Annotated in this window: 8 protein-coding genes and 1 pseudogene; 5 read left to right on the top strand and 4 right to left on the bottom strand. The window is 72.0% G+C overall.

The window, feature by feature from the left end; genetic code table 11:
• Positions 1–88: 88 nt before the first annotated feature.
• Positions 89–1258 (top strand): annotated as a pseudogene (locus tag AB0D44_RS33440) (DUF5691 domain-containing protein); the annotation flags it as partial.
• Between the two features lie 317 nt (positions 1259–1575).
• On the opposite strand, the gene AB0D44_RS33435 reads toward AB0D44_RS33440, so the two are convergent.
• Positions 1576–1977: a cobalamin B12-binding domain-containing protein gene (locus tag AB0D44_RS33435; RefSeq protein ID WP_362598378.1), complete on the bottom strand. Its 402-nt coding sequence runs from the start codon at positions 1975–1977 to the stop codon at positions 1576–1578.
• A gap of 190 nt (positions 1978–2167) precedes the next feature.
• Here AB0D44_RS33435 and AB0D44_RS33430 point away from each other — a divergent pair, with 190 nt between their 5' ends.
• Together AB0D44_RS33430 and AB0D44_RS33425 are read left to right on the top strand one after the other, a co-directional pair.
• Positions 2168–2962: an alpha/beta fold hydrolase gene (locus tag AB0D44_RS33430; protein ID WP_362598381.1), complete on the top strand. Its 795-nt coding sequence runs from the start codon at positions 2168–2170 to the stop codon at positions 2960–2962.
• Positions 2963–3183: 221 nt separating this feature from the next.
• Positions 3184–4686: a peptidoglycan DD-metalloendopeptidase family protein gene (locus AB0D44_RS33425; RefSeq protein ID WP_362598375.1), complete on the top strand. Its 1503-nt coding sequence runs from the start codon at positions 3184–3186 to the stop codon at positions 4684–4686.
• Positions 4687–4880: 194 nt separating this feature from the next.
• Here the strand turns inward: AB0D44_RS33425 and pcrA are convergent, their stop codons facing one another.
• Positions 4881–7358, bottom strand: coding sequence for a DNA helicase PcrA (gene pcrA, locus AB0D44_RS33420; protein WP_362598372.1), 2478 nt, complete (start codon positions 7356–7358; stop codon positions 4881–4883).
• 12 nt (positions 7359–7370) lie between these two features.
• On the bottom strand, positions 7371–7712 hold the full coding sequence (locus tag AB0D44_RS33415; RefSeq protein WP_362598369.1) for a metalloregulator ArsR/SmtB family transcription factor: 342 nt from the start codon (positions 7710–7712) through the stop codon (positions 7371–7373).
• A gap of 120 nt (positions 7713–7832) precedes the next feature.
• On the opposite strand from AB0D44_RS33415, the gene AB0D44_RS33410 reads away from it, so the two are divergent.
• The gene (locus tag AB0D44_RS33410; protein ID WP_362598366.1) at positions 7833–8186 is read left to right on the top strand and encodes a hypothetical protein; all 354 of its coding nucleotides are present in this window, start codon (positions 7833–7835) and stop codon (positions 8184–8186) included.
• Positions 8187–8314: 128 nt separating this feature from the next.
• Positions 8315–9394, top strand: a complete 1080-nt coding sequence (locus tag AB0D44_RS33405) for an NlpC/P60 family protein (protein WP_362598364.1) — start codon at positions 8315–8317, stop codon at positions 9392–9394.
• 113 nt (positions 9395–9507) lie between these two features.
• On the opposite strand, the gene AB0D44_RS33400 is transcribed toward AB0D44_RS33405, so the two are convergent.
• Complete coding sequence (locus tag AB0D44_RS33400; RefSeq protein ID WP_362598361.1) at positions 9508–10611, bottom strand: alpha/beta hydrolase-fold protein; 1104 nt, start codon at positions 10609–10611, stop codon at positions 9508–9510.
• Positions 10612–10787: the final 176 nt, after the last annotated feature.

Here is a 10787-nt window from a genome sequence, read left to right as displayed (position 1 = left end):
GCCGAGCGGCTCGCCGAGGAGGCCCGGGGCGGGAGCGGGGCGGGGGGAGCCGCCCCCGGCCAGGACGCCGGGGCCGCCGTGACCCCCGGTGAGGCCGCAGGCCCTCGCGCTGGCGGGGGCGAGGGGGATGTGGCTGGCGCGGCTGAATCCGGACTGGCGGTTCGCCCTGCGGGGTGGGGCCGCGGGGGCCGGGCAGCTGCCCGACGTGACCGATCCGGCCGGGGTGGAGCGGCTCTGGCAGGAGGGGCTGTTCGCCGAGCGGGTGGCGCTGCTCGGTGCCGTACGCGCGCACGACGCGGCGGCCGCGCCGAGGCTGCTGGCGACGACCTGGACCACCGAGCGGGCCGAGGACCGGCTGATGTTCCTCGATTCGCTGCGGGTGGGGCTCTCCCAGGCTGACGAGCCGTTCCTCGAGGCGGCCTTGGGCGACCGCAGCCGCAATGTCCGCGCGACCGCCGCCGAGCTGCTGTCGGCGCTGCCGGAATCGGCACTGGCGGGGCGGATGGCGGAGCGCGCACTGGCCTGCGTGGGTCCGGAGGGGGTGAATCCGCCGACGGAGTGCGATGCGGGGATGCTGCGGGACGGGGTGGTCAGGAACCCGCCCGCCGGGCGGGGGGAACGGGCCTGGTGGCTGGGCCAGTTGGTGGAGGCGGCTCCGCTGTCCTGCTGGCGGGAGCGGTTCGGCGGGCTCGGCCCCGCGGAGATGGTGGCGCTGCCGGTGGCCGGGGGCGAGGCCTGGCGGGAGGAACTGCACGCGGCGTGGTGCCGTGCGGCGGTGCGCCAGCGCGACGCGGCCTGGTCGCGGGCCCTGCTGGGCGAGCCGTCCGCACCGCCGGCGGCCGGGCCGGGGACGGCCTCGCTCGCCGAGCGCGCCAAGCTCCTGGAGACCCTGCCGGACGGGGAACGGGCCGAGTGGGTCGCGCGGTTCATACGGGCGCACGGACTCTCGGAGGCGTTCCAGCTGCTCGGGGTGTGCGTGGTGCCGTGGGCGGGGGCGCTGGGCCGGGCGGTCGTGGACGCGCTGGATTGCGCCCGGGAGGCGGGAAGTTACCCGTGGAGCTTCAGCGGGGTCATGGGGCTGGCGGAGCGCTGCCTCGATCCTGCGGAAGCCGGGCGGCTGGAGATACTGACCGCCGCGGCGCAGGAGCCGGCGGACGCCGCGGGGGGCGCGGCCGCGTACTGGGCCGAGGCATTCCAGCGCCTGGTGGCCACCCTCCGCCTGCGCGAGACGATGCTCACGGAACTGTCCCCGGCCTAAGCGCGAACGCCGCCGGTCCGGACCGGACCGGGCCCCGGCCCGGCTCGGAGCCCCGGCCGCGGCCTCGCACCTCGACCTCCGGCGCAGCTCGAAGGCCCCGGACCCTGCCCCAGGCCCCGTCGTCGCCTCGCACGGCGGCGCAGCTCGAAGACCCGCAACTCCGTCCCGGCCCCGCGCCTCGACCACCGGCGCCGCTCGAAGCCCCGGCTCTGCCGCCTTCGGCGGCGGCGGGGCGGGGCGGGACGTGCCGGATGCCGCCCGCAGGGAGGTTTCAGCCTCGTCGGCGTTCGCGGAGGGGGGAGCGGGGGGTTCGACCGCTACTGGCGGACGTTCGCGCGCACCCAGTCGACGATGGACGTCGTCGTCGCACCCGGGGTGAAGATCGCGGCCACGCCCTTCTCCTTGAGGGGGGCGATGTCGTCCTCCGGGATGATGCCTCCGCCGAAGACCTTGATGTCCTCCGCCTCGCGCTCCTTGAGCAGCTCCAGGACGCGCACGAAGAGCGTGTTGTGGGCGCCGGAGAGGATCGAGAGGCCGATCGCGTCGGCGTCCTCCTGGATCGCGGTGTCCACGATCTGCTCGGGAGTCTGGTGGAGGCCGGTGTAGATGACCTCCATGCCCGCGTCACGCAGCGCCCGCGCGATCACCTTCGCGCCGCGGTCGTGGCCGTCGAGACCCGGCTTGGCCACCACCACACGGATCGGACCGGTCACACCCATCGCACTGCCTCCCGAGTGAACGAACGTTAAGTACAGCATCGCGCACGCCGCCGTTTCGCGGTCAACCAGGAGGGGGAAATCACACGCGGGACAACATTGCGCCACCGTGCCGCCAGCCGCACGGCACGGTGGCGCCACGGCCGCAGTCCCAGAAGGCTCAGGGGAGGCCGTCTTGGGGCTGTCCATTCCCGTGTCGATTCCCGCGCTCTCGATCACCGCACTCTCGATACCCACGCTCGGCGCCGCGCTGCGGGCCGGCGTGCTCGAGGTGGTCGTGCTCGGCGGACATCTTCTCCTGTATCCCACCGGAGTGTGCCAGGAGAAGGTCACCGCCGGCCCGCCCGCGACACGCCCGCCCGTCCTGCTCCTGCACGGGTTCACCGACAACCGCTCCGTCTTCGTCCTGCTGCGCCGCGCCCTCGGCGCGGACGGCCTGCGGCACGTGGAGGCGTACAACTACTCGCCCTTCACGCGCGACCTGCGCGTCACGGCCCGCCACCTCGCCCGGCGGGTCGAGGAACTGTGCGCGCGGACCGGGCAGGAGCGGGTGGACCTGGTCGGGCACAGCCTGGGCGGACTGGTCGGCCGGTACTACGTCCAGCGCCTGGGGGGCGACACCCGCGTCCGGACCCTCGTCACGCTCGGCACCCCGCACTCCGGCACGCTGGTCGCCCCCTTCATGGACGCGCACCCCCTGGTGCGGCAGATGCGCCCCGGCTCCCAGGTCCTGACCGAGCTGGCCGCCCCCGCACCCGGCTGCGCCACTCGATGCGTCGCGTTCTGGAGCGAGTTCGACGCGCTCATGTCGCCGTCCGGAACCGCGCGGATCGAGCATCCGGACCTCCACGTGGTGAACGTCCAGGTCACGGGTATCGGACACCTCGCGCTGCCCGCGCACCCCACCGTGATCGCGGCCGTCCGGCGCGTCCTCGACGGGATCGGAGCGGCGTCCGCCCAGACCTCGGAGGCCGCCTCCGTCGCCTAGCCAACCGCCAACCCGAAGTCGAACGAATTTCGAACTCAAGGCCAAGGCTGCGTCTTTACGCGACCGAAAGAGGGCCGAATGCCCGGTTCCCGGGACATGGAAACCCTCCGAAGATTGTCGTTGCGAGTAACCGCCGGGTACAGTCACGCCACTGCTCTCCTCCGGTGAACCCCGAGTTCCCCGGCCACCCAGGCCCCAATGCCGAGGCGAAAGAGAAGTTGGTGAACGACCGCCCCTCGCCGGGCCAGTACCCGGATCCCGGGTATGACGGCCTTGCCACCACCACTTTCGCTGGTGACTCGACCTACGTTTCCTATGAAACGCAGGGCCAGGGGGTCAACTACGCGGCCTACGGCTCCTATGAGACGGGCGCGTACGACACCACGGCGTGGACCTCGCAGGACGGCTACCTGTCCACGATCCCGTCCCAGGGCATGCCCGCGGACTCCACGGGTCAGTGGGACTCCGGCGCCTGGCACACGACCGGCACGGACCACTCCGGCTACGGCGACTACCAGCCGGCCGCCTCCTTCGGCTTCGACACCTCCGGCGAGCAGACCGGGCACTGGGCGATGCCGGGCTACGGCACTGAGACCGGGGCGTACGACGCCACCGCCTGGAACACCGTCACGGAGACCCAGGCGCAGCCCCAGACGCAGAACCCGTACGAGTACCAGCAGCAGCCCGCGCAGCACCAGGAGTACGCACAGGAGTACGCGTACCAGGCGCCGACGGCCACGCCGGACTACGCCTACGAGCTCCACATCCCGGCCCAGGACTCCGTCGGCGAGACCTACGAGGAGACCGCGGTCTTCGAGCTCGTCACCGACGAGGCGGCCGAGCTGCACGAGGTGTCCGCGGTGCCCGAGGTCCACGACCTCCCCACCCAGGCCATGCCCGTCACCTCCCCCTCCGTGCCGCGCGCCGCGCGCCGGACCGCCGCGAAGGGCAACACCAAGGGCAGCGCCAAGGCCGGCGGCAGCAGCCGTCGCCGCACCCCGGCGAAGCGTTCCGCCCTGCTGACCGTGGCCGTGCCCTCCGCCTGCGTGATGGGTGTCGCGGGTGTCGCGGCCGCGTCCGTCGGCGGGCTCACCGGCGCGGAGAAGCCCGCCGAGGACACCACCACGATGGCCGCGCCCGACCCGGCCTCGGTGAAGCCCGTGGCGGCGAACACCAAGCTCGACACCCAGCTGACGGCGCTCAGCGCCGACGCAGGCGACTTCGCGGACCGCGCGAGCCGCACGCAGGAGCGCATCGACCTGCGCCAGCGCCAGGAAGAGGAAAAGAAGAAGAAGGCGGAGGAGGCGGCGGCCAAGGAGGCGGCCCGCCCCAAGTTCGCGATCCCGGTCGCACAGCACGGCCTCAGCGCCAGCTTCGGCCAGGCCGGCGGGATGTGGATGTCCGTGCACACCGGCATCGACTTCCCGGTCGGCTACGGCACCCCGGTCATGGCCGCCACCGACGGCACCGTGCGCACCCAGTACAACAGCGCCTACGGGAACATGGCGATAGTGACCGCGCCCGACGGGACCGAGACCTGGTACTGCCACCTCAGCAGCACCAAGATCCGCGGCGGCAAGGTCAAGGCCGGCGACGTCATCGCGTACTCCGGCAACTCGGGCAACTCCACCGGACCGCACCTCCACTTCGAGGTCCGGCCCGGCGGCGGCTCCGCGATCGACCCCCTGGCGTGGCTGCGCAGCCACGGCCTGGACCCGTCCTAGGCGACCCTCTCCTCAGCGGCCCTGTCCTCAGCGGTCGGCTCTCAGCGCTCGGCTTCTCAGCGGTCGGCTTCTCAGCGCTCGGCTCTCAGCTCTCGGCTGCCACAGCCTGAGCGGCCGAGGCATCACCCGGTCCAGGCCTCAGCGGCCGGTCGGGCCCTGACCGGCCGTCAGGCCACTGCGCCCCTGACCGGCCGTCACAGCTTCTGCACCGGCGCGTAGCGCAGGAGCAGCCGCTTCGGCTTGTCGTCGCCGAAGTCGATGGTGGCCTGCGCGTCCGCGCCCGCCCCCTTGACCTCCATGACGGTGCCCAGCCCGAACTGGTCGTGCGTCACCCGGTCCCCGACCACCAGGGCGATCACCGGCTTCTCGGCGGCCCGGCGCGTCGCGAACCCGGACGGCCCCGACCTCGTGCGCGACGAGGACAAGAACGCCTCCGGCGAGGTGCCGAACGACGCCTTCCCGCCGCCCGAGAGCGAGCCCGAGCCCCGGATCGGTCCCGCCGGCTTCTGGGCCGCGCCCGTCCGCTTCCACTGCAGGTACTCCGTCGGGATCTCCTCGAGGAACCGCGACGGCGGGTTGTACGAGGGCGTCCCCCAGGCGCTGCGCATCGAGGAGCGGGTCAGGTACAGCCGCTCGCGCGCACGCGTGATGCCGACGTACGCCAGGCGGCGCTCCTCCTCCAGCTCCTTGGTCTGACCCAGCGACCGCATGTGCGGGAAGACCCCGTCCTCCATGCCGGTCAGGAAGACCACCGGGAATTCCAGGCCCTTGGCGGTGTGCAGGGTCATGAGCGTGATGACGCCCGTGCCCTCCGTGTCCTCGTCCGGGATCTGGTCGGAGTCGGCCACCAGGGCGACCTGCTCCAGGAACTCGGCCAGCGTTCCCGGGTTGTCCTCGTCCCGCGCCTGCTCGAACTCCAGCGCCACGGCGGCCAGTTCCTGGAGGTTCTCGATGCGCGTCTCGTCCTGCGGGTCCGTCGATGCCTGGAGTTCGGCGAGGTAGCCCGTGCGCTCCAGCACCGCTTCCAGCACCACCGCGGGGCCCGCGCCCGAGTCGACGATGGTGCGCAGCTCCTCCATCAGCACGTTGAACCGCTTCACCGCGTTCGTCGAGCGCGCGGCCATGCCGAAGGCCTCGTCCACGCGCCGCAACGCCTGCGGGAAGGTGATCTTCTCGCGCATCGCGAGGGCGTCGATCATCGCCTCGGCGCGTTCGCCGATGCCGCGCTTGGGCACGTTCAGGATCCGCCGGAGCGGGACGTTGTCCTCGGGGTTGGCCAGCACGCGCAGGTACGCGAGGACGTCGCGGACCTCCTTGCGCTCGTAGAAGCGGACGCCGCCGACGACCTTGTAGGGCAGCCCGACCCGGATGAAGATCTCCTCGAACACACGCGACTGCGCATTGGTCCGGTAGAAGATCGCGACGTCGCCCGCCTTCGCCTCGCCGGCGTCCGTCAGCCGGTCGATCTCGTCGGCGACGAACTGCGCCTCGTCGTGTTCGGTGTCCGCGACGTAGCCCGTGATGACCGCGCCCGTGCCGGCCTCGGTCCACAGGTTCTTGGCGCGGCGGTTCTCGTTGCGCTCGATGACCGCGTTGGCGGCGGAGAGGATCGTCTGCGTGGAGCGGTAGTTCTGCTCGAGCAGGATCGTCGTGGCGTCCTTGTAGTCCTCCTCGAACTGGAGGATGTTGCGGATGGTCGCGCCGCGGAACGCGTAGATCGACTGGTCGGCGTCGCCCACCACGCACAGTTCGGCCGGGGGCAGGTCCGGATAGCCGGTGCCGACCAGCTCGCGCACGAGGGTGTACTGGGCGTGGTTGGTGTCCTGGTACTCGTCGACCAGGACGTGCCGGAAGCGGCGCCGGTAGTGCTCCGCGACGTCCGGGAACGCCTGGAGCAGGTGGACCGTGGTCATGATGATGTCGTCGAAGTCGAGCGCGTTGGCCTCGCGCAGCCGCCCCTGGTACATCGCGTACGCCTGGGCCAGCGTCTTCTCGAACCCGTCGACGGCCTGGTCGGCGAAGGCGTCCTCGTCGATCAGCTCGTTCTTCAGGTTCGAGATCTTGGCGTTGAAGGCCTTGGGCGGGAACTTCTTCGGGTCCAGGTCCAGGTCGCGGCAGACGAGTGCCATCAGGCGCTTCGAGTCGGCCGCGTCGTAGATCGAGAACGAGGACGTGAAGCCGAGCCGCTTGGACTCGCGGCGCAGGATGCGGACGCACGCGCTGTGGAAGGTGGAGACCCACATGGCGTTGGCGCGCGGGCCGACCAGGCCCTCCACGCGCTCCTTCATCTCGCCGGCGGCCTTGTTGGTGAAGGTGATCGCCAGGATCTGGCCGGGGTGGACGTTCCGCGCGGACAGCAGGTGTCCGATGCGGTGGGTCAGCACCCGGGTCTTTCCGGAGCCGGCGCCGGCGACGATGAGCAGCGGCGAGCCCGCGTGCACCACCGCCGCGCGCTGCTGCTCGTTCAGCCCGTCCAGGAGCGCCGCCGGGTCGATGACGGGCTTGGGTGCGCCGTCCCGGTAGTACGCGTCCCCGGTCATGGGTACGTCGAACCGGCCGCCGAAGAGGTCGTCCGCCCCCGGCTCCGGGGCGGCGTGGTCCTCGGGCGGCGGCGGGACCTCGTCGGAGGGGGTGAGGTCCGCCAGGAAACTGTCGTCAAAGAGGCTGCTCATCGCATTCCGAGTCTAGGGGGCGGGACCGACAGCCGGTCCCGGGCCCGGAAAATCGCCGACGGCCAGGGCCAGCAGTCCCGGGAATCGCCGCTCCAGGTCCTCGCGGCGCAGGGTCAGGAAGAGCTTGCGGCCCTCGGGGCGCTGACGGATCACCCCGGCCTCACGCAGGGTGCGCAGGTGGTGGGTGACGGTGGAGCGCGGGAGCCCGGTGGCCACGGCACCGCAGAAGACCTCGGCCCCGGAGCCGGCGAGCGTCCGGACGATCTCCAGCCGGACGGGGTGTCCGAGGGCCGCCAGGACCTCGACCAGTTCGATCCGGGAGGCGTCGGGGTGGTGGAGCTCTTCGGCGGCCATGGAGCAACTGTACGCAAAAACGGTACGGACACCCCCCTACCGTACGAGATTCTCGTACGGTCTCCGGGCGTAGGGGAGCCGCCCTCCGGCCCGTCACCGCCCGCCCGTACGCTCGACGCCATGGACGCACTCATCGATGTCTTCGTCGGCCTGCACATCATCGGGATCGCCTCACTGCTCGGCGGCTTCCTGACCCAGATGAAGGCGATGAGCGCGGGCACCGCCCGGTTCGTGCCCGCCATGCTGCACGGCGCGCTCACCATGCTCGTCACCGGCGTGCTCCTGGTCGGCTTCAACGAGATGGACGGCTCCCCCGTCAACAACGTCAAGGTCGGCGTGAAGCTGGCCGTCCTCTTCGTGGTCCTGGCCCTCGTCTACGTCAAGCGGGACGAGGAGCGGGTGGACAAGGGCCTGTTCGGCGCCGTGGGCGGTCTGACCATGGCAAATATCTTCATCGCCGTCCTCTGGCACTGATCCGCATCGGTCCGGGGCGGCCAACCGCGGTCGCATCAGAACACTTGCGATCATCTCGTCATCTGCCCGTTACCTGCGGGTCTAGCGTCCTCCTCCAAGCACCGAGAGAGGAAGGACGTGAGGCCCTCGTGGCCAGTCATCGAAAGCCCAGGCAGCGCCCGCTTTCCGGCGGCACCGTACGGACCGCCGCCACCACCCTCGCGCTCGCGGGCGCTGCCACCGCCACCGCCTTCGAAGGCACCTCCCAGGCCGACCCCCGCCCCACGCCCGCACAGGTCGAGGCCGAGGTGGACCGGCTGTACGAGGAGGCCGAGGCCGCGACCGAGCGGTACAACGGGGCGAAGCAGAAGGCCGACGAGGCCGAGCGGGCGCTGACGGGCCTGCGCGACGAGACCGCCCGCAAGACCGACCAGCTCAACGCCGCCCGCGGCACGCTCGGGTCGCTCGCCGCCACCCAGTACCGCAGGGGTTCCCTGGGGACCGCGGTCCAGCTCGCCCTGGCGGCCGACCCGCAGGAGTACCTCTCCCAGGCCTCCTTCATCTCTCGCGCCGGGGACCGCAATGCCGCCGGGATCAGCACCGTCCGCCGCCGGCTCGACGAGGTCGGCAAGCTGAAGGAGCAGGCCGCCGACCGGCTCGCCGACCTCGGCGCGCAGCGCGACGAACTCGCCGAGCACAAGGCGGAGATCGAGGGCAAGCTGGCCACCGCCAAGCAGCTGCTGGCCAAACTGACCGCCGAGCAGCGCGCCGCGTACGAGGCCCGCTCCGGTGCGGCGGCCCCCGCGGACCCCGCAGCCCCCGCGGACCCCGCAGCCCCCGCGGCCCGCCCGCAGTCCGCGCCCCCGCCGCCGTCGGACGGCTCGCGCGCCGCACGGGCCGTGGCCTTCGCGCACGGGGCGATCGGGAAGCCGTACGTCTGGGGCGCGACGGGACCGGGCGCCTTCGACTGCTCGGGCCTGACCCAGGCGGCCTGGCGCGCGGCCGGGGTCTCGCTCCCCCGCACCACCTACACCCAGATCAACGCCGGCCGGCGCGTCTCCCGTGACCAGCTGGCCCCCGGCGACCTGGTGTTCTTCTACTCCGGGGTCACCCACGTCGGCCTGTACATCGGCAACGGCCAGATGATCCACGCACCGCGTCCCGGGTCCACGGTCCGGATGGCCCCGATCGACTCCATGCCCTGGGCGGGCGCCTCCCGTCCCGCGTAGCCGCGCGGCCGCAGGTACGCACGCGCGGACGCAGGTACGCACGCGCGGACGCAGGTACGCACGCGCGGACGCAGGCACGCACGCAGGCACGCACGCAGGCACGGCCCGGTGCGCTACGGCGCCTTGACCGTCTTGCTCAGCCAGTCGAAGGTCTGGGGCAGCTGCTTCGACCACGAGTCGAGGTTGTGCCCGCCGGTCACCTTCTCGGCGTGGACCGTGGTCGGGCTCTTCGCGATCGCCTTCAGGTCCGTGCCGGACAGGTAGCCGTCGTGCTCGGCGCCCGACAGCCACAGCGAGACCGCCGGCGGGGTGGGAGCGCTCTGGAGCACGTGCTTCAGGTTGTGCGTGCGGCGCAGTTCCGGATCCTGCGCCACCAGCGAGGAGGGCTCCTGCCCCGGGTCGTTGTAGCCGGACAGCGAGACCGCGGCGCTGTAGCGGTCGGGATGGCTGATCGCCAGCTTGGCCGCGCAGTACGCCCCGGCCGAGTATCCGGCCACGCCCCAGGTGCGGGCCTCCTGCGAGACCCGGAAGTTGTCGACGACCATCTTGCGGACGTCGACGCTGAACCAGCTGTCGGCGTTGACCTTGCCGGGGAGGTTGGCGCATCCGGTGTCGGCGTTGCCCAGCAGCATGGCGCGCGGCGAGACCAGGACGAACGGCTGCACCTTGCCGCTCTTCATGAGCGGTTCGAGGACCTCGTGCGCCTTGAGCCCCTGGAACCAGGACTTGCCCGTCCCCGGTATGCCCGGGATCAGCTCGACCACGGGGAACTTCTTGTCCTTGTAGGCCGGGTCGTCGTACTGGGGCGGCAGCCACACCATGACGTCGCCCTTGACCCCGGAGATCTTGCCGTCGAGCTCGGTCTTCTGGACCCGGCCGCCGAGGCCCTCGACGGGCTGGAACTCCTGGCGCACCTTCGGCGCGGCCTCGGTCTTCTTCCCGCCGAGTCCGTCGGGCCCGAGGTCGGGGGCTGCGGTGACGTACGAGCCGGTGCCCAGCAGATCGCCCCAGGAGGCGTAGAAGTTCATGTCCCGGTTGATCCCGACGAACACCAGCGCGACGGCCATGACCTGGGCGAACACCACCATCAGCGCGCGGCACGCGACCCGTGCGGCGGCGGGGCCGCGCACCCTGCTCCACACGGCCAGCGGCAGGACGACGGCGATCACGGTCAGGGCGACCACCGTCGCGAAGAGGGGCGTCCCCGTCAGGCTCATCACGGGAACGTAGAGGGCCGCGCCGCCCGACCCGGTTGCCCGGGCGGCCTGCGGCGTGGATCACATCCGGTCACCCGCGGGCTCTAGGGGGTGTCTGACGGAGGTCCGCGGCGTCGCGGTGCCCGGCACGCACTCTCGCCGCACCGGCCGAAAGCCCAAGTACGTCCAGTACGGGG

The sequence above is a fragment of the Streptomyces sp. NPDC048349 genome (genome assembly GCF_040651925.1).
Taxonomy (GTDB): domain Bacteria; phylum Actinomycetota; class Actinomycetes; order Streptomycetales; family Streptomycetaceae; genus Streptomyces.
Note: the sequence above shows the minus strand (reverse complement) of the source record. Positions and strands in the feature narration are given on the sequence as shown.

Bases quoted from the DNA above. Each gene is read 5' to 3' on its own strand.
- AB0D44_RS33435 (WP_362598378.1), bottom strand. From the start codon at position 1,977: ATGGGTGTGACCGGTCCGATCCGTGTGGTGGTGGCCAAGCCGGGTCTC.
- pcrA (WP_362598372.1), bottom strand. From the start codon at position 7,358: ATGAGCAGCCTCTTTGACGACAGTTTCCTGGCGGACCTCACCCCCTCC.
- AB0D44_RS33415 (WP_362598369.1), bottom strand. From the start codon at position 7,712: ATGGCCGCCGAAGAGCTCCACCACCCCGACGCCTCCCGGATCGAACTG.
- AB0D44_RS33410 (WP_362598366.1), top strand. From the start codon at position 7,833: ATGGACGCACTCATCGATGTCTTCGTCGGCCTGCACATCATCGGGATC.
- AB0D44_RS33400 (WP_362598361.1), bottom strand. From the start codon at position 10,611: ATGAGCCTGACGGGGACGCCCCTCTTCGCGACGGTGGTCGCCCTGACC.